The organism is Falsirhodobacter deserti (assembly GCF_004015795.1).
Lineage (GTDB): Bacteria > Pseudomonadota > Alphaproteobacteria > Rhodobacterales > Rhodobacteraceae > Falsirhodobacter > Falsirhodobacter deserti.
In genome coordinates this window covers 167537-184475 of the sequence record NZ_ML137218.1, presented here as the reverse complement: position 1 = coordinate 184475, position 16939 = coordinate 167537, and the positions used below count along the sequence as shown (strand labels likewise).

At 65.1% G+C, this 16939-nt stretch carries 18 protein-coding genes; 5 read left to right on the top strand and 13 right to left on the bottom strand.

The genetic code is table 11. From position 1 onward, the window contains the following. Entirely contained in the window at nt 1-855 is an 855-nt protein-coding gene (gene hemF / locus JX25_RS00945; protein WP_164876022.1) for an oxygen-dependent coproporphyrinogen oxidase, read from the bottom strand. A 93-nt stretch (nt 856-948) separates the two neighbouring features. Here hemF and JX25_RS00940 point away from each other — a divergent pair, with 93 nt between their 5' ends. Then, nucleotides 949-1359, top strand: coding sequence for a hypothetical protein (locus JX25_RS00940; protein WP_241557825.1), 411 nt, complete (start codon nt 949-951; stop codon nt 1357-1359). Here JX25_RS00940 and JX25_RS00935 read toward each other — a convergent pair. Then, complete coding sequence (locus JX25_RS00935) at nt 1332-2303, bottom strand: class I SAM-dependent methyltransferase (protein WP_128253260.1); 972 nt, start codon at nt 2301-2303, stop codon at nt 1332-1334. The two genes, JX25_RS00940 and JX25_RS00935, sit on opposite strands and share 28 nt — an antisense overlap. Beyond that, nucleotides 2303-2647: an ATP-dependent Clp protease adapter ClpS gene (gene clpS / locus JX25_RS00930; RefSeq protein ID WP_128253259.1), complete on the bottom strand. Its 345-nt coding sequence runs from the start codon at nt 2645-2647 to the stop codon at nt 2303-2305. Before clpS ends, JX25_RS00935 begins: the two co-directional genes overlap by 1 nt. A 283-nt stretch (nt 2648-2930) precedes the next feature. On the opposite strand from clpS, the gene JX25_RS00925 reads away from it, so the two are divergent. Next, nucleotides 2931-4334, top strand: coding sequence for a D-alanyl-D-alanine carboxypeptidase family protein (locus JX25_RS00925; protein ID WP_128253258.1), 1404 nt, complete (start codon nt 2931-2933; stop codon nt 4332-4334). A gap of 8 nt (nt 4335-4342) precedes the next feature. On the opposite strand, the gene JX25_RS00920 is transcribed toward JX25_RS00925, so the two are convergent. The 6 genes from JX25_RS00920 to JX25_RS00895 form a co-directional block, all read right to left on the bottom strand. Beyond that, the gene (locus tag JX25_RS00920) at nt 4343-5551 is read right to left on the bottom strand and encodes a glycosyltransferase (RefSeq protein WP_128253257.1); all 1209 of its coding nucleotides are present in this window, start codon (nt 5549-5551) and stop codon (nt 4343-4345) included. After that, nucleotides 5548-7122 (bottom strand): ABC transporter ATP-binding protein, encoded by a 1575-nt coding sequence (locus JX25_RS00915; protein ID WP_128253256.1) that lies wholly within the window; start codon nt 7120-7122, stop codon nt 5548-5550. Before JX25_RS00915 ends, JX25_RS00920 begins: the two co-directional genes overlap by 4 nt. Then, the gene (locus JX25_RS00910) at nt 7119-8222 is read right to left on the bottom strand and encodes an ABC transporter permease (protein ID WP_128253255.1); all 1104 of its coding nucleotides are present in this window, start codon (nt 8220-8222) and stop codon (nt 7119-7121) included. The genes JX25_RS00915 and JX25_RS00910 overlap by 4 nt, the downstream gene beginning before the upstream one ends. Next, nucleotides 8219-9313 carry a microcin C ABC transporter permease YejB gene (locus JX25_RS00905; protein WP_128253254.1) on the bottom strand — a complete coding sequence of 365 codons (1095 nt, stop codon included), beginning with the start codon at nt 9311-9313 and terminating at the stop codon, nt 8219-8221. Before JX25_RS00905 ends, JX25_RS00910 begins: the two co-directional genes overlap by 4 nt. Then, a complete protein-coding gene (locus JX25_RS00900; RefSeq protein ID WP_128253253.1) occupies nt 9313-11178 on the bottom strand; it encodes an extracellular solute-binding protein in 1866 nt (621 codons plus the stop codon). Before JX25_RS00900 ends, JX25_RS00905 begins: the two co-directional genes overlap by 1 nt. An 82-nt stretch (nt 11179-11260) precedes the next feature. Then, complete coding sequence (locus JX25_RS00895; RefSeq protein WP_128253252.1) at nt 11261-11764, bottom strand: c-type cytochrome; 504 nt, start codon at nt 11762-11764, stop codon at nt 11261-11263. 87 nt (nt 11765-11851) lie between these two features. Here JX25_RS00895 and JX25_RS00890 point away from each other — a divergent pair, with 87 nt between their 5' ends. Continuing rightward, complete coding sequence (locus JX25_RS00890) at nt 11852-12676, top strand: prephenate dehydratase (RefSeq protein WP_128253251.1); 825 nt, start codon at nt 11852-11854, stop codon at nt 12674-12676. A gap of 60 nt (nt 12677-12736) precedes the next feature. On the opposite strand, the gene JX25_RS00885 is transcribed toward JX25_RS00890, so the two are convergent. Beyond that, complete coding sequence (locus JX25_RS00885; RefSeq protein WP_128253250.1) at nt 12737-13672, bottom strand: L-threonylcarbamoyladenylate synthase; 936 nt, start codon at nt 13670-13672, stop codon at nt 12737-12739. 113 nt (nt 13673-13785) lie between these two features. Between JX25_RS00885 and JX25_RS00880 the strand changes: the two genes are divergently transcribed. Then, complete coding sequence (locus JX25_RS00880; protein ID WP_128253249.1) at nt 13786-14427, top strand: hypothetical protein; 642 nt, start codon at nt 13786-13788, stop codon at nt 14425-14427. Here the strand turns inward: JX25_RS00880 and JX25_RS00875 are convergent. Together JX25_RS00875 and JX25_RS00870 are read right to left on the bottom strand one after the other, a co-directional pair. Beyond that, a complete protein-coding gene (locus tag JX25_RS00875; protein ID WP_128253248.1) occupies nt 14403-14717 on the bottom strand; it encodes an AzlD domain-containing protein in 315 nt (104 codons plus the stop codon). The two genes, JX25_RS00880 and JX25_RS00875, sit on opposite strands and share 25 nt — an antisense overlap. Continuing rightward, nucleotides 14717-15415, bottom strand: a complete 699-nt coding sequence (locus tag JX25_RS00870) for an AzlC family ABC transporter permease (RefSeq protein ID WP_128253247.1) — start codon at nt 15413-15415, stop codon at nt 14717-14719. The genes JX25_RS00875 and JX25_RS00870 overlap by 1 nt, the downstream gene beginning before the upstream one ends. Before the next feature lie 78 nt (nt 15416-15493). Here JX25_RS00870 and JX25_RS00865 point away from each other — a divergent pair, with 78 nt between their 5' ends. Further along, nucleotides 15494-16087 (top strand): GNAT family N-acetyltransferase, encoded by a 594-nt coding sequence (locus JX25_RS00865; RefSeq protein ID WP_128253246.1) that lies wholly within the window; start codon nt 15494-15496, stop codon nt 16085-16087. Here the strand turns inward: JX25_RS00865 and JX25_RS00860 are convergent. After that, on the bottom strand, nt 16084-16932 hold the full coding sequence (locus tag JX25_RS00860) for a hypothetical protein (protein ID WP_128253245.1): 849 nt from the start codon (nt 16930-16932) through the stop codon (nt 16084-16086). The genes JX25_RS00865 and JX25_RS00860 overlap by 4 nt on opposite strands. Nucleotides 16933-16939: the final 7 nt, after the last annotated feature.

The following is a 16939-nucleotide window of genomic DNA, read 5'->3' as shown; positions in this document are numbered from 1 at the left end:
CTATGGCCAGCGCGCCAGTGGCGGCAGGCTCATCAGGACGGCATTCGGATCATGACCCGATTCCAGCCCGAACTTGGTGCCGCGGTCATAGACGAGGTTATATTCGGCATAAAGCCCGCGGTGGATAAGCTGGGTTTCGCGGTCCGCTTCCGTGAAAGGGGTGTCGCGCCGCCGGTCACACAACGGCAGGAAGGCCAGCAGGAATTCGCGACCCACCTCTTGGGTGAAGGCGAAATCGGCTTCCCAGTTTCCGGTGTTCAGATCGTCATAAAAGATGCCGCCCACCCCCCGCGCGCGCTTGCGGTGGGGAATGAAGAAATACTCGTCCGCCCAAGCCTTGAAACGCGGGTAATAGCTTTTGTCATACCGGTCGCAGGCGCCCTGAAGCGTGTCGTGGAACTGTGCCGTGTCCTGAGCGTATTCGATGCAGGGGTTCAGGTCCGCGCCGCCGCCGAACCACCATGCGTTCGGCGTCCAGAACATGCGCGTGTTCATGTGCACGGCGGGGCAATGCGGGTTCTGCATATGCGCAACAAGGCTGACACCAGAGGCCCAGAAGCGCGGATCATCCTCGATCCCCGGCACGCCGCGCGAGGCCATGGACTTCGCCGCCCCTGCCGAAAGCGTGCCATGAACGGTGGACACGTTGACGCCCACCTTTTCGAACAGGCGTCCGCCGCGCATCACGCTCATCCTGCCGCCGCCGCCGCCTTCGGCGCGGATCGTCGGCGTCACTTCGAACCGTCCGGCGGGCGCATCCCCTGCCGAGGTATCCTCGGCCGCTTCGAATGCGGCGGTGATGGTGTCGCGAAGCTGGTTGAACCAGTCCGAGGCGCGGGTCTTCTGTTCTTCCATGGCGTGCACTCCTTCACTTGGCATCTAGCGCGCGGTGCAGGCCATTGGAAGCAGCACGGTGTCACGCTATATCCGCCGGAGTGGAGGATGATCATGAAAGCCCTGTTTGCCCTGCCCCTTATGGCCGCGCTGGCCGCCTGCGCCACCCCGCAGGAACGCTGCATCGATTCCGCCACGCGGGATCTGCGCGTCGTGGATCGTTTGATCGCACAGGGGGAACGGACATTATCCCGCGGCTATGGCATCGAACAATATCAGGTAACCCGCCCCACCTGGCGGCAATGCGGCTGGTATCCGGTGCGCACCAGCGACGGCCGGATCGTGCGCGGCGCCCCCCGCATGTGCTGGGAGGACGAGATCGAGACGCGGGAACGCGCCGTCGCCGTCAACCTTGACGAAGAGGCGCGGACCCTCAAAAGCCTGCGTGAAAAGCGGAACGAGCTGATCCGCCGCTCCAACGCCGCCGTGGCGCAGTGTCAGGCCAGCTTTCCTGAAACGCGCTGACGGATCGGCCCGTCGGCGCGGATGACGCGGAACGCCCCGTCGCCTGCGACATCCTCGTGGCGGCGGAAGCTCGCCTCCAGCACCTCGCGGTAAGGCAGGTGGCGGTTGGCCACCAGCCAAAGCGTTCCGTCCGGCACAAGCATCCCCGCCGCTGCCGCCACAAAGGCCATGCCGAGGCGGGGATCCGCCTCGCGCGTGGTATGGAAAGGCGGGTTGCAGATGACGTGATGGGCAAGCTGGTCGGGCCGGAAGCGCGTGGCATCGGCCCAATGGAAGCGCGCGCGCGGATCGGTCAGGTTCACGCGGGCGCAGGTGAGGGCATCGGCCTCCGCCTCCACCAGATCGACCTGTTTTGCGCCCTTTTCCAGCGCGGCATTGGCCAGATAGCCCCAGCCGGCACCAAGATCGATCACCCGACCCTTCAGCTGCGGCAGCGCCTGCGCCAACATAACAGACCCGCGATCCGCCCCATCGGCCGAGAAGATGCCGGGAAGCGTTTCGAACCCGTCAAAGGTGGTGGGGCGGACCGCCCAGTCGTCCAGCTTCGCGCGGAAGGTGGCCAGCTTGCCATGGGCCTTCGTGATGGGCTCCGAAACCTCGCCGCGCTTGCGAAGATCGCGCAGGATCGATTCGATCCCGTCGGTTTTCTGCCCGTCCACGATGGCCAGTTCCGCGTGGGACGCGCATTCCAGCAGCGCATGGGCATGGGCCTTGGCACGCGGCAGGCACACGATCACCGTTGCCGCATCGGCGGGGCAGTCCACGGCAACGCGCCAGCCCTGCGCCTCGAAGTGATCGTGATCGGGGCGGAAGCCGGTGACCACTGTCGTGCGGTCCCGCGGCAGGTCGGACAGATCATCGCCCATGCGGGGGCGCAGGATGGCAATCGGCCCTTCGGGCAGCGTCAGGGCGTCAAGGGCCAGTCCCAGCCTTGCGGCGCGCATTATTCTTCCTTTTCCATCGTGCATTGCAGCGGGTGCTGATGCCGGCGCGCGAAATCCATGACCTGCGCGACCTTGGTTTCGGCAACCTCGTGGCTGAACACCCCCACCACCGCCAGACCCTTCTTGTGCACGGTCAGCATGATCTGGAACGCCTGCGCATGATCCAGCCCGAAGAACCGTTCCAGCACATGCACCACGAATTCCATCGGGGTGTAATCGTCGTTCAGGATAAGAACCTTGTACAACGGCGGGCGTTGCGTACGGGTGTGCGTCTTAGTCAGGATGGATGTGTCGTCGCCCGGCTGGTCGGGCGATCCTGCCATGAAATGCGGAGTGATTGCCATGAAACGGGCCTTTGACGGGTCACGAAAGGGGATCAGTCGCAATATAACCCATTCGGCGGTCGGGAAAAGGGGGCGAATCTATCTGCCGGACAGATGGCCGGGCACCTGCGCCACGATTAGCGTCGCTGCCCCCGCCCGCCACAGCATGTTGATGTGGGGGGGCCTGCAGATGCCAATGACTTAAGGGTTCCGGCATGGGTGGTGCTGTGCTACCCTTCTTCTGCAAAAGCCCCTTCGCCGAATGAAAGGGGCCTTCCGAGGCAGGAACATAAGGGGACAGGCGATGCGATCGCTTCTGGGACAGTATGTCCGATTCTCGTTTCTTGCCGTCTTGATGGCCGTCGCACTGGCCGGGACCGCACGTGCGGCCCCTTACGCCGCCTTCGTGATGGACATGCGGACGGGCGAGACGCTTTATTCGCAAAATGCCGAGACGCGGCTTCATCCCGCGTCCCTGACAAAGATGCTGACGCTTTACATCGCGTTCCAGTCGATCCAGCAGGGCAAGATCACGCTGGACACGATGGTGACCGTTTCCAAGAATGCCGCATCGCAACCGCCGTCACGCCTTGGCCTGCGGGCGGGGCAGAAGATCGCGCTGCGCTACCTGATCCGCGCCGCTGCGGTGAAATCGGCCAATGATGCGGCTTCGGCCATCGGCGACGCGCTTGGCGGGAACGAGGAACAGTTCGCGGTCATGATGAACCGGACGGCAAAGGCGATCGGCATGCAGAACTCCTCGTTCGTGAATGCCAACGGTCTCACCCGCTCGGGGCACCTTTCCACCGCGCATGACATGACAACCCTTGGTCGCCGGTTGTTCTTCGACTTTCCGCAGTATTACAACCTTTTCTCGCGCCGGACGACGGATGCGGGCATGGCAACGGTGGCCAACACCAACCGTCGCTTCCTTGATGCCTATGAAGGGGCGGACGGGATCAAGACGGGCTATACCTCGGCTGCAGGCTTCAACCTGACGGCCTCGGCCCTGCGCGGCAACACGCGGATCATTGCGACGGTCATGGGCGGAAGTTCCACCGCCGACCGCAACGCCAAGATGGCGAAGCTGCTGGATATGGGGTTCGAAAAGGCCCCAGGAAACGCGCCGATCGTGCCGCCCGCCCCGCTGGATTATTCCGGCACCGCCTTGATTGCCAGCGCGGGAACCGCAGCCCCCACCGTGGTGTCCAGTTCCGGCCGCCCCCGCGTGCGGCCGGGTGTCAGCGCAACCGCCCTTGCCAGCGCCGTGGCCGGGATGGAGGACAGCATCGCCGGCGCGGTTCAGGCAGCCACGGCCACAACCGTCGCTGCGGCCCCTGTCCCCGAAGCGCGTCCTGCCGATTCCGGCGCGATCCACAACGCTGTGGCCGAAGCCCTCCCGTTCGAGGTGGTGCAGGAACGCATCGCCCAACCTCAACCGCAAGAGGTGGTCACCACCATGTCCACCTCGGGGGGGCGGCATTGGGGCGTGAATGTCGGACGCTTCAACTCCAGTTATGCGGCGGATCGTGCAATGACGCAGATCGCCCTGTCGGAAAGCGCGACGCTGAACGAAGGGTTGCGCAAGATCGTGCAACGGTCAAACGGCTATGACGCCAACATCATGGGCCTTTCCGAAGATCAGGCCAGCCTTGCCTGCCGCCGGTTGCGTGCCCGTGCGCAGGAATGCTTCGAGATCGGGCCGTAACGACCCGGTCACCCCTCCACGAGGGAGATCATGCGCGGAAGGCAGACGGTGTGAAGATCGTACCGGTCAACCACCGTCGCCCGCGCAGCGGCCCGAAGGGGCTTGAAGCGATCCGGCTGGGCCAATGCCTCGGTCAGCACCCTTGCCCAGCCGGGAATATCGAAGAAATCGACCAGCAAGCCGTTTTCGCCATGCCGGATCACCTCGCGCACCGGCGCGGTGTTCGATCCCACAACGAGCGCCCCTGCCGACATCGCCTCCAGCATCGACCATGACAGCACGAAGGGATAGGTCAGGTAGGCATGCACCCGCGTGACCTGCATCAGGCTGCGGAACGTGCCGTAATCAACATTTCCGAGGAAATGCAGGCGCGACAGATCCAGCCGGTCCCGAACCTCGTCCAGGAAAACATCTTTCCATTTGCCGCTAGTGGGCGCCTGCCCATAGCTGACGCCGTCACCGCCCACGATCACCACCTGCGCATCGGGGCGCGCGGCCATGATATCGGGCAGGGCGCGCATGAAGGTATGATACCCGCGATAGGGTTCCAGGTTGCGGTTCACCAGCGTCAGCACCTCGTCCCCCGCGCGCAGAACGCGGCCGTCGGGCAAGGTTACCGCGGCCTGCGGGTCCGGCGCCAACGCAGCGGTATCGACGCCGTCATGGATCACCTCGATCATGCGGCGCAGGGCGGGCGGGTGCGTATCGGCCTGCCAGTGCGTGGGCGATACGCCTGCATCAGCGTGAAGCAGCGCCTGCCCCAGATGCGTGGACCGCCCCTGCGCGATCATCACCTTGTCAAAGGTCAGCGGCCCGAATTCAGGATCGAAGCCCACATCCTGCCCGATGCCGCGATAATAGAACTCGGCATAGACGATCAGACGCGCCTCGGGCCAGACCTCTTTCAGGAACAGGGTTTCCCCCCAGCCGGAGTGACCGAAGATGACATCGGGAACGTAACCCTGCGCCCGCATCTTGCGTGCCGTCCGACCGACGATGACCCCGCGGTCGCTGTGCATCGTGTAATTGCGGCCCAGCCGCCCCGCCGCGGGATCGACAGTTGCCGGGTTGAAGGCATACCGCGTGACCGGTACCGGCGCGGTGCGCGGGTTTTTCGCATCGGTCAGGGCCTGCACCTCGTGCCCCCGCGCCGCCAATGCAGGCGCAAGGTGCAGAAACTGGCCGGGAAAGTTCTGGTGAACCAGCAGGATCTTCACGCAAGCGCCGCCTTCAGCAGGGCGCGGGTGTAATCGGTCTGCGGCGCCTCGAAAACCTGCGCCGCCTCCCCCGCCTCCACCACGTCACCGGCCCGCATGACCATGATCCGGTGCGACAGCGCACGCACCACCCGCAGATCGTGGCTGATGAACAGGTAGGCGAGGCCATATTTCCGCTGCAATCCTCGCAGCAAGTCAACGATCTGCACCTGCACCGTCATATCAAGCGCGGATGTCGGTTCATCCAGCACCACAAGCTTCGGACGAAGGATCATCGCGCGGGCGATGGCGATGCGCTGGCGCTGGCCGCCCGAAAATTCGTGCGGATAGCGCGACATCGTGGCAGGGTCGAGGCCGACCTCTGTCATGATCCGGGCCACCATCTCGCGCCGGTCGCCCTCGGTGCCGTGCACGCCCAAACCTTCGGCAATTATCTCCTCCACCGTCATGCGGGGGGACAGGCTGCCGAAGGGGTCCTGGAACACCACCTGCATATCCTTGCGGATGCCGCGCAGGGCACGGGTCCGCTGCCCCTGAACGTCGCGGCCCATGAACAGGACCGGTCCTTCGCTGTCGATCAGGCGCAGCACGGCCAGCGCCAGCGTCGTCTTGCCCGACCCGCTTTCGCCCACCACGCCCAAGGTCTCTCCCGCCCGGACGGACAGGCTGGCGGCGTTGACGGCCTTCACATGGCCCGTCACGCGGCGCAGGAAACCGCCATGGATCGGGAACCAGACCCGCAGATCATCGGTCCGCAGGATTTCGGGCGCATCCGCCGGCACCGGATCGGGAAGGCCCGTCGGTTCGGCCTCCAGCAGCTTGCGGGTATAGGGATGCTGCGGGTCCGCGAAGATATCCGCCGTGCGTCCCTGCTCCACGATCACGCCGTTCTGCATCACGCAAACACGGTCTGCGATACGGCGCACCACGCCCAGATCGTGGGTGATGAACAGCAGGCTCAGCCCTTCGCGCTTTTTCAGATCGGCCAGAAGGTCAAGGATCTGCGCCTGAATGGTGACATCCAGCGCGGTGGTAGGTTCATCCGCGATCAGCAGGTCCGGCCCGTTGGCCAGCGCCATCGCGATCATCACACGCTGGCGCTGCCCGCCGGAAAGCTGGTGTGGAAAGGCGCCCAGCCGGCTTTCGGCATCACGGATGCCCACCTTGTTCAACAGGTCGAGCACCTTCGCCCGCGCCTGCGGCCCGCGCAGGCCCTGATGCAGCGCGATGCTTTCGGTCAACTGCCGCTCAATCGTGTGAAGCGGGTTGAGCGATGTCATCGGCTCTTGGAAAATGAAGCTGATATCGTTGCCGCGCACGGCACGCAGATCGCGTTCGGACGCGCCCACCATCTCGCGCCCGGCATAGCGGACAGAGCCGGACACCTCGGCCGCATCGCCCAGAAGCTGCACGGTCGACAGCGCGGTGACGGATTTGCCCGATCCGCTTTCCCCCACCAGCGCCACGGTTTCACCCTTTTCCACCGTGAAGGACACGCCGCGCACCGCGTGATGCGTGGCACCTTCCTGGCGGAAGCGGATGTTCAGGTCGGTAACCTCCAGCACAGTCATTTGAAGGTCTTTCTGGGGTCGAAGGCGTCGCGAACACCTTCAAAGATGAAGACAAGCAGCGACAGCATGATGGCAAAGGTGAAGAAGGCGGTGAAGCCCAGCCACGGGGCCTGAAGGTTCTGCTTGGCCTGAAGCGTCAGCTCTCCCAGCGACGGCGCCGAGGACGGCAGCCCGAAACCAAGGAAATCAAGCGCCGCAAGGCTGCCGATCGCCCCCGCGATGATGAAGGGCAGCATGGTAACGGTGGCAACCATCGCGTTGGGCAGGACGTGGCGGAACATGATGCGCCCGTCCGAAACCCCCAGTGCCCGCGCCGCACGCACGTATTCGAAGTTGCGCGCCCGCAGGAATTCCGCCCGCACCACGCCCACCAGCGCCGTCCAGCCGAACAGCACCGACAGGATGACCAGCAGCCAGAATCCCATCTGCCAGATCGCGCCCACGATGATGATGACGTAAAGCATCGGGGTGGATGACCACAACTCGATCAGCCGCTGGAAGATCAGGTCCACCCAGCCGCCGAAATAGCCCTGGACCGCCCCTGCCGCGATGCCGATGACGGACGTGGCGAAGGTGACGATCAGCGCAAAGGCCACCGAAAGCCGGAAACCATAGATGACGCGCGCCAGCACGTCCCGCGCCGTGTCATCCGTGCCCAGCCAGTGCTGCGCGTCGGGCGGCGAAGGCGCGGCGCGCCCCAGATCGTTCACCGTATCATAGCTGTAGGGGATGGGCGGCCAAAGCATCCAGCCCTTCTGGATCGCCTCCCCTTCCACGGTGCCGCTGTCCTGCGCCTCGGCGATGTAGGCTTCGGGATCATCGAAGCACAGGTCCGATCCTCCGGTCACGATCAGGCACTGCACCTCGGGGGCCTTGTAATCGGCCTCGGTCCGGAAGTCGCCGTTGAAGGCGGTTTCGGGATAGAAGGTGGTGACCGGCATCATCCACTCGCCGCGATAGCTGACAAGAAGCGGCCGGTCATTGGCCACGAATTCCGCGATCAGGGAAAACCCGAACAGCAGCAAGAAAATCCACAAGGACCAGAAGGCCCGCCCGTTGCTGCGAAAGTTGCGCCAGCGGCGTTTGTTCAGCGGGCTCATCCACGGCTCCCGAAATCGATGCGCGGGTCGATCCAGACATACATCAGGTCGGACACCAGCCCCACGACCAGCCCGATCAGGCTGAACACGAACAACGTGCCGAACACGACCGGATAATCGCGCCCCACCGCCGCCTCGTAGGCCAGCCGCCCAAGCCCATCGAGAGAGAAGATCGTCTCGATGATCAGGCTGCCGCCAAAGAAGACCGACACGAACACCGCCGGAAAGCCCGCCACCACGATCAGCATGGCATTGCGGAACACGTGGCCGTAAAGCACGCGGCTTTCGGTCAGCCCCTTGGCGCGGGCGGTCATCACGTATTGCTTCTTGATTTCATCAAGGAAGCTGTTCTTGGTCAGCAGCGTCAGCGTGGCGAAACTGGCGATGGTGGAGGCGAGGACCGGCAGCGCGATATGCCAGAAGTAATCGGCGATCTTGGCGAAGAACCCAAGGCTTTCCCAGTTGTCCGAGGTCAGCCCGCGGATGGGGAACCACTGGAAATAGCTGCCCCCCGCGAACACCACCAGCAGCAGGATCGCGAACAAAAAGCCCGGAATGGCATAGGCCACGATGATCAGCGCCGAGGTCCAGGTATCAAAGCGCGTCCCGTCCCGCATCGCCTTGCGGATGCCCAGCGGGATCGACACCAGATAGGCGATCAGCGTGGACCAAAGGCCCAGCGAAATGGACACGGGCATCTTTTCCAGCACCAGATCCACAACCGAGATGGAGCGGAAATAGCTCGTCCCGAAATCGAGGCGCAGGTAATTGCCCATCATCATCAGGAACCGCTCCAGCGGCGGCTTGTCGAAACCGAACTCCCGTTCCAGCTGGGCGATGAATTCGGGCGGCAGACCGCGCGATCCGACATAGGTCGTCCCCGTTACCCCCGAGGTGACGTCGGACGGCAGGGCCGCATCGCCCTGCCCGCCGGTGATGCCCCGCATCACGTCGCCCTGCCCTTCCATGTTGGCGATGATCTGCTCGATCGGGCCGCCGGGCACGAACTGCACAAGGGAAAAGTTGATGACCATGATCCCGAACAGAACCGGCACGATCAGCAACAGGCGGCGAAGAATATAGGCTCCCATCACTCCGCCTTCGTGGACCACCAGAAATCCAGCTGGCCCAGCGCATAGGGCGGCAGCGGATCGGGACGGCCGAACTGCGCCCAATAGGCGACCCAGAACTTGCCCAGATACCACGTGGGCACCATGATCATCTCGTATCGCAGCAGGCGGTCGGCGGCACGCACGGCGGCGGCCATGTCCTCATGCGTCTGCGCCTCGATCACGCGGGTGATCAGGTGGTCAAGCGCGGCAGAGCCATAGCCAGCCGGATTGAACTCGCGGTCCTTGTCTTCGGACCCGAAGCGCTGGCCCATACCCGTGCCCTCCTCGGGGCCATTGGTATACCCGTCATAGATCATGTCCCAGTCGAAGCTGCGCTGGCGGCTGGTGTATTGCGCAGGATCCACGCGGCGGTAACCGGCATCCACGCCCAGCGCCTTGAGGTTGTCGATATAGGGGATCACGAAACGGTCCATCTGCGGGTCCTGCGTCAGGAACTCCACCTTCAGGGTCTGGCCGTCCTTCATCAGCTGTCCGGTTTCGTTCGGCATCCAGCCGGCATCCTGCATCAGCGCCAGCGCGGTGCGCAGGTTGCGGCGGTCCAGCTGCCGGTCGCCCGAAGTATGGGGAACCGTCACCTCCTCCGTCAGGATCGCGGCTGGGATCTGGTCGGCCACCTCCTGCAGCAGTTCCAGCTCCCTCCCCTCGGGGATGCCCTTGGCCTGAAGGTCGCTGTTCTGCCAGAAGCTTTCGCGCTGCTGGAACAGACCGTATTGCAGCGTGTCGTTCGTCCAGGTGAAGTTGTACATCAGCGCCAGCGCCTGACGCACGCGGCGGTCCTGCAATTGCGGACGGCGCAGGTTGAAAACGAAACCCGTCGCAGCGGGCAGCGAGGCGTTGGGCAGTTCCTCGCGCACCACGTCGCCGCGGTTCACGGCCGGAAAATCATATCCCGTCGCCCAGATGACGGAACTGTTTTCCTGCCGGAAGGTGTATTGGCCGGCCTTGAACGCCTCAAACGCGGCGGAACCGTCGGCGAAGAATTCGACACGGATGGAATCGAAATTAGCACGGCCCTTCATGATGGGCAGATCGCGCCCCCAGTAATCGGGATTGCGCTTCAGCGTGATCCGCCGGTTCACGTCCCAGCTGTCGATCATGTAGGGGCCCGAACCGGGGGAGGTTTCGAACCGGCTTTCATCCAGCCGCGCGCCGGTCTTTTCATACCAGGCCTTTGACCAGATCGGCGTGCCGCCCGCTTGGCTGATCAGGTTCTTCTTGGGCACCCCTTCGCCGAACACGAAGCGAACCGTGTGATCGTCGATCACCTCCACCACCGGAATGCTGACCTTCACCGACTGGGCGTAAGACGGCAGCCCCTGTTCCAGAAGCAGGTTGTGGCTGAAGGCCACATCATGCGCCGTGACGGGCGTGCCATCGGAAAACCGCGCTTCGGGGCGCATGTGGAAGATCACCCAGTCCTGCGTCTCGGGATACTCCAGTTCCCGCGCCACAAGGCCGTAGGAGGCGCTGACCTCGTCATCCACATCGGCCAGAAGGCTTTCATAAGGCAGCACAGAATAGGCGGGCGCACGCCCCACGCGTGCATAGGGGTTGAAACTGTCGAACGTGCCCTGCGCCCAGACCGAGATTTCGCCCCCCTTGGGCGCATCGGGATTGACGTAATCCAGATGTGGGAAATCGGGCGGGTATTTCAGATCGCCGAAGGTGGAGATGCCGTGGCTGCGCAGGATCGTGTTCGGATCGCCTGCGGGTTCCTGCGCACCTGCCGGTGCAGGGATCAGGTTCGGATAGGCCATGGCGAAGGCCGAGATGCCGAAGCCTCCAAGCAGTGCCCGCCGCGACATGTCTCCGGCTGATCTCATCCCCGTCTCCTTCTTTGCGCTTCCGGGGATCGTATCTGCGGGCGCGCACCCCCTCAAGTTGCGAATGCGTGAGAGGGCGGGATCAATGCGGCTGTGCCAGAAATGCGATCACGTCAGCACGGTCCTGCGCATTCGGCAGACCGGCAAAGGCCATTCGCGTTCCGGGGGCATAGCCACGGGGGTTTGCCAGAAAGGCATCCAGCTTTTCCGGCGTCCACGCCTCATCCGCCATGGCACGCAAGGCGCTGGAATAGTTGAAATCGGGCAGTGAGGCCTTTTGCCGGCCCACCACCCCGTCCAGATGCGGGCCCACCCCGTTGCTGCCATCCAGCCGGTGGCAAGCGCTGCACCGGGCAAAAACGGTGCGCCCCGCCTCTGCATCCACCACGACAGGCGCAGGTGCATCGGCCGGCGCGGCTTCAGGCGGAGGTGCGGGCGCGGGTTCCTCCGGCTCCTCCACCTCGACGATGGCATAGGCCAGCGGCACGCTGCGGGGGGCATAGATTTCCGTCGCGGCCCAGTTCAGGCAGGCCAGCACCAGCAGCACCCCTGCGCCCGCTGCGATCAGCCGTGTCAGCCCGCCCATGCAACCCCCTGTACCTGAACCCCCATCTAGCCGCTTCCCTCATCCTGCCGCAAGGTATAGGCAGGAACACGCTATGATGGAGGGGACATGACCGGACGCATCTCGTTCCAGGGCGAACTGGGCGCCTATTCCCACGCGGTGTGCCGCCAGATGCGGCCCGAGATGGAGGCGCAGCCCTGCCGCACCTTCGAGGACGCGATCGAGGCTTGCGTATCGGGCGAGGCCGATCTGGCCGTCCTGCCGGTGGAGAACACCACATACGGCCGCGTGGCTGACGTGCATGCGCTGCTGCCCAATTCCGGTCTGAAGATCATCGACGAGGCGTTTCTGCGCATCGGCATCGCGCTTCTGGGCGTGAAGGGCACCACGCTTGACCGCGTCACCCATGCGATGAGCCATACGGTCCTGCTGGGCCAGGTTCGCGGCTTCCTGCGCGACCACGGCATCGCATCAGTCACCGGCGCGGACACCGCGGGTTCGGCCAAGATCATTGCCGAAAAGGGCGATCCGGCACTGGCCGCGCTTGCCTCATCCTTCGCGGGCGAGATCTATGGCCTTGATGTGCTGGCCGACGGGATCGAGGATCAGTCCAACAACACGACCCGCTTCCTGCTTTGCGCGCGCGAAGCTGACCTGACGCGGCGGGCCGATCGGATGGTGACCACCTTCACCTTCCGCGTCCGCAACATTCCGGCCGCGCTTTACAAGGCGCTGGGCGGGTTCGCGACCAATGGCATCAACATGACGAAGCTGGAAAGCTACATGGTCGGCGGCAGCTTCGTTGCGACCGAGTTCTATGCCGATATCGAGGGGCATCCCGAAGATCCCGCGGTCAAGCGCGCGATGGAGGAACTGGCCCATTTCACCACGCACATCACCGTGCTGGGCACCTATCCCCGCCGCAGGAACTGACCGCCGCGCCTGCGGCCCGGTGCGCGAGGCCGCCCCGCCCGGGGCGGTGGAGCAAGCCGGTCACCGCGGGGCCGCCGCGCGCCGCAGCCGGTCGTTGATCGCGCGGCCAAGGCCTTCTTCCGGCACCGGGGCCACGGCGATGGTGCCGGCCTCCCCCGCCATCTCATCGGCTTGCCGCAGCATGTGGAACAGGTTCGCTGCTGCCTCCACCATATCCCCCGCAGGCGAAAGGTTCAGCGCTTCGTCCCCTGCCCCGAAGCCAATACCGACCTCCCCTGCAGCCGCGCGGCTGTTCAGCCGCACCCGCCCGCGCGGCGCATAATGGGATGAAAGCTGACCGGGCGCTGTGGGTTTGGCCGCATCGCCGCCGCTTTCCAGCCGGCCCAGAACCGCCTCCAGCGCTTCCGCAGGAAGCCCGCCCGGGCGAAGAAGACGCGGGCCGTCTGTCAGGCCAAGGATGGTCGATTCCACCCCTACGGCGCAGGGGCCGCCATCCAGAACCGCCTCGATCCGCCCTGACAGCCCGTCCAGCACATGCGCGGCGCGGGTTGGGCTGATCCGCCCCGAAGGGTTGGCCGAGGGGCCGGCCATCGGCCCGCCGAACGCCCGCAGCAGCGCCCGTGTCACCGGATGGGCGGGCACCCGCACGGCCACGCTGTCCAGCCCCGCCGTCACCAGCGGCGACAGGCCTGCATCCGGCCGCAGCGGCAGCACCAGCGTCAGCGGTCCGGGCCAGAAAGGTGCCACCCTGGCGAACCCCTCGGGCAGAACGGCAAAGCGCGCCACCTCCTCGGCGTCGGGCAGATGCACGATCAGCGGGTTGAAGCTGGGCCTTCCCTTCGCCTCGTAGATGCGGGCAACGGCACGGTCGTCGCGCGCATCGCCGCCAAGGCCATAGACCGTTTCCGAGGGGAACGCGACAAGCCCGCCCGCGCGCAGAATGGCGGCGGCACCGGCAATGCCGGCCTCATCGGCGTAAAACAGTCGGGTGTCCATCCTATGGCCTTCGCAACACAATCGTCGCTGTCCTTCATACTTGCGGGGACAGAAGGATGACAGCCCCCTCCCCGCGCGCTACACCCTTGGCATCCCGAGATGCCGGAGCCTTCATGCGTAATCTTTTCCTTTGCCTTCTTGCCTGCCTTGGCCTTGCCGCCTGCGCCGAGCCGAGATGGGCCCCCGACGATGCCGTCCAGCGTGCCGCCTATCGCAGCGACGAACCGCCCTCGATCACGCTGTTCACCGTCATCCGCAAATCGAACGGCAATGGCGGCCATTCCGGGCTGCTGATCAACGGCACGCAGCGCATCCTGTTCGATCCCGCCGGATCGTTCCAGCACCCGCAACTGCCCGAACGGAACGACGTCATCTATGGCATGAGCGACAAGATGGTGGATTTCTACATCGACTATCACGCGCGGGCTGAATGGGACGTGGTGGAACAGACCGTACCCGTTTCCGCCGAGGTGGCAGACATGGTCGCCCGCCGCGCGCAGGAATGGGGTGCGGTTTCCAAAGCCCATTGCGCCCGTGGCATCACCGGGGTTCTGGCGGGCGTTCCGGGCTTTGAAAGCATCGGACGGACGTGGTACCCGGCCAACCTGATGCGCAAGTTCCGCCAGTTGCCCGGCGTGCAGGAACAACGGATCACCGATGAAACGGCGGCCAAGGATTATGGCGTCATGCTGGTGCCGCCCGGCGATCCGCGGGCCCCGTTCCCCGCCTACTACAGCAGCCAGAGAAGGGTATAAAGCACGCCCGCCCCGCCAAGGATGCCCCACAGAACGTTGCGCGTCCAAAAGCCCACGGCCACCGTCACAAGGGCGGCGGCAAGGCGGGCGGGGTCGGTTTCCCCTCCGGTCGCGGCGGGCCAGATCACCATCGGGGCGACCAGCCCCGGCAGCACCGCCACGGGCGTGTAACGCAGCAGCCGCAGCGCCCAGTCCGGGAACTGCCGTGCGCCGCCGAAACCCAGAAATGAAAAACGCAGCAGGAACGTCCCCGCCCCAAGGATGAGGATGATCGCCCAGATCCCGTCCATCACGCCGCCCTTCCCGCTTGCCACATCTCTACCCGTGCGCCGACGATCATCGCCAGCAGCGCCGCCACCAGCAGCCCCGTGCCATAGGGCATGAAGGCCAGCGCCAGCGCCCCCACCACTGAAGTCAGGCAGGCCGCAACATGCGCCATCGTCCGTAACATCGGCGCCAGCATGGCAAGGAAGGTGATCGGCAGCGCGAAATCCAGCGCAAAGGCGGGCGGGATCGAACTGCCCGCCACTGCGCCGACCAGCGTGAACACATACCAAAGCCCCACCGTCGGAACGGACGTTCCGGCATAAAAGGCCACGAGGTGCGGCAACGGGCGCGGCTGGCGTTCCGCCGCATCAACCGTCAGCGCGAAGCTTTGATCGGTCAGCGAATAAGCGATCAAAAGGCGCTGCCACAGGCTTGCCTTGCCCACCAGCGGGGCCAGCGCAGCAGAATACATCACCAGCCGCAGGTTCACCGCCAATGCCGTTGCCAGAACGATCAGCGTTGGCGCATTCTCGGCCGAAAGTTGCAGCGCCACGAATTGTGCCGCACCCGCAACCATCAGGATCGAAAAGCCCATCGTCTGGGCAAGGGTCAGCCCCGCCTCGGTCGCGACGACGCCGAACAACAGGCCAAAGGGCGTCAGCACGAGGATGAAGGGCGCGGCGGCCTTCAGGCCAAGCAGGAACTGGCTTTGAATCGTCATAAGGGAACCTTCGTGCTTTACCGCAGGCTTTGGCTGGCATAGGCGCTTGAACAGGGCATTGCAACCGCAGGCGCAGGCATGGACGAACAGGCGGAAGTGACCATCGCATACGGCCTGCCAGCAACCCAGCGGAAGGCGGCGGCGCGCCTTTACTGGCAGGCTTTCGGCGGCAAACTGGGGCGCGTTCTGGGACCGGACCGCCGGGCGCTGGAATTCATCGCCGGCGCGATCCGCAGCGACCATGCGATCGTGGCCATGCAAGGCGGGCGGCTTCTGGGCATCTGCGGGTTCAAGACGGCGCGGGGGGCCTTCGTCGCCGCCGAGCCGGGGCAGATGCGCGACAGCTATGGCGCGGTAGGGGCGGCCTGGCGCCGCTATGCCCTTGGGCTTCTGGTTCAGGACACCGACAACGAACGTTTCCTGATCGACGGGCTATGCGTGGATGAAGGGGCGCGGGACCGGGGCATCGGCTCGGCCCTGGTTGAGGCGATCTGCGATCACGCACGCAATCGCGGCTATGCCGCGGTGCGGCTGGACGTGGTGGACACGAACCTGGCGGCGCGGCGCTTGTATGAACGGTTGGGCTTTCGCGCGGTGAAGCTTCACCCGCTGCGGACGGCGGCACCCTTGTTCGGGTTCCGGGCCACCGTCACCATGGTGCGGGAGGTTTAGTCGAAGGCCCCGCCTGCACGTGCCAGCAGCATGAAGGCCCGGGCGCTGCGTGTTTCGGCAAGGATCTCAAGCTCGGTATCGGTTGCGAATTCACCGAAAGCGGGCAGGCTGCGGTCGAAGGTCCGCATGAAGTGATGCGCCGCATCGCGGAACACCGCATCTTCACGCATCCGCGTGGCGGTGGCCGTCAGCGCCGCACGGTCGCGGATCGCACCCACACCGGCGGTGGCCGCCCCGCGTTCGCCGGCGGCGAAACGGCGCCACTGGTCCGGACGCGGCGGCTCGGGCACCAGATCGTCCATGATGATCCCGTCCTGCGCCAGAAGGGTCAGTACATCCTGGGCCGCACGCAGCAGACGCGCCGCCTCGTGATCGTTCAGCACACGTTGAAGCGCCTCGATCCCCTCGACGTCATCAGCCGAATCCGGAAAGTTCAGTGCGCGCAGGAAGTCTTCAATCGTCAGTTCCGCACCGTCGTCCGAAGCGTCCTCCAGCTCCAGGCTGGACTGGTGTTCGGCAGGGGCCGGATGCATAGGTTCGGACGGGGGTGCAGGACGCACAGGCACGGCCGTCGAGGCGGCACGCGCGGCATCCAGCGCATCGTGCAGCCGCGCCGTTTCGGCACGCACCTCGCGCAGTGTGCGCAAGGTGCTTACCAGCCCCGCGATCAGCGCCAGCGGCACCACGATCAGCAGCACCGCCACCAGAAGCCCCGGGCCCTGACCTTCGGGCTGGCTCAGCCACCAGCCAAGGATCGCGGCAACCCAGAGCACGGCACCGACCGCGCCGGCAACCTCTGCCTTCGGGCCTTCACCTGCAGCGTCGCGTCTGTCCAGTCCTGCCATGCAGCCC

Coding starts and splice junctions, on each gene's coding strand:
- hemF (WP_164876022.1), bottom strand. CDS start 855: ATGGAAGAACAGAAGACCCGCGCCTCGGACTGGTTCAACCAGCTTCGC.
- JX25_RS00940 (WP_241557825.1), top strand. CDS start 949: ATGAAAGCCCTGTTTGCCCTGCCCCTTATGGCCGCGCTGGCCGCCTGC.
- JX25_RS00935 (WP_128253260.1), bottom strand. CDS start 2,303: ATGCGCGCCGCAAGGCTGGGACTGGCCCTTGACGCCCTGACGCTGCCC.
- clpS (WP_128253259.1), bottom strand. CDS start 2,647: ATGGCAATCACTCCGCATTTCATGGCAGGATCGCCCGACCAGCCGGGC.
- JX25_RS00925 (WP_128253258.1), top strand. CDS start 2,931: ATGCGATCGCTTCTGGGACAGTATGTCCGATTCTCGTTTCTTGCCGTC.
- JX25_RS00915 (WP_128253256.1), bottom strand. CDS start 7,122: ATGACTGTGCTGGAGGTTACCGACCTGAACATCCGCTTCCGCCAGGAA.
- JX25_RS00910 (WP_128253255.1), bottom strand. CDS start 8,222: ATGAGCCCGCTGAACAAACGCCGCTGGCGCAACTTTCGCAGCAACGGG.
- JX25_RS00905 (WP_128253254.1), bottom strand. CDS start 9,313: ATGGGAGCCTATATTCTTCGCCGCCTGTTGCTGATCGTGCCGGTTCTG.
- JX25_RS00900 (WP_128253253.1), bottom strand. CDS start 11,178: ATGAGATCAGCCGGAGACATGTCGCGGCGGGCACTGCTTGGAGGCTTC.
- JX25_RS00895 (WP_128253252.1), bottom strand. CDS start 11,764: ATGGGCGGGCTGACACGGCTGATCGCAGCGGGCGCAGGGGTGCTGCTG.
- JX25_RS00890 (WP_128253251.1), top strand. CDS start 11,852: ATGACCGGACGCATCTCGTTCCAGGGCGAACTGGGCGCCTATTCCCAC.
- JX25_RS00885 (WP_128253250.1), bottom strand. CDS start 13,672: ATGGACACCCGACTGTTTTACGCCGATGAGGCCGGCATTGCCGGTGCC.
- JX25_RS00880 (WP_128253249.1), top strand. CDS start 13,786: ATGCGTAATCTTTTCCTTTGCCTTCTTGCCTGCCTTGGCCTTGCCGCC.
- JX25_RS00875 (WP_128253248.1), bottom strand. CDS start 14,717: ATGGACGGGATCTGGGCGATCATCCTCATCCTTGGGGCGGGGACGTTC.
- JX25_RS00870 (WP_128253247.1), bottom strand. CDS start 15,415: ATGACGATTCAAAGCCAGTTCCTGCTTGGCCTGAAGGCCGCCGCGCCC.
- JX25_RS00865 (WP_128253246.1), top strand. CDS start 15,494: ATGGACGAACAGGCGGAAGTGACCATCGCATACGGCCTGCCAGCAACC.
- JX25_RS00860 (WP_128253245.1), bottom strand. CDS start 16,932: ATGGCAGGACTGGACAGACGCGACGCTGCAGGTGAAGGCCCGAAGGCA.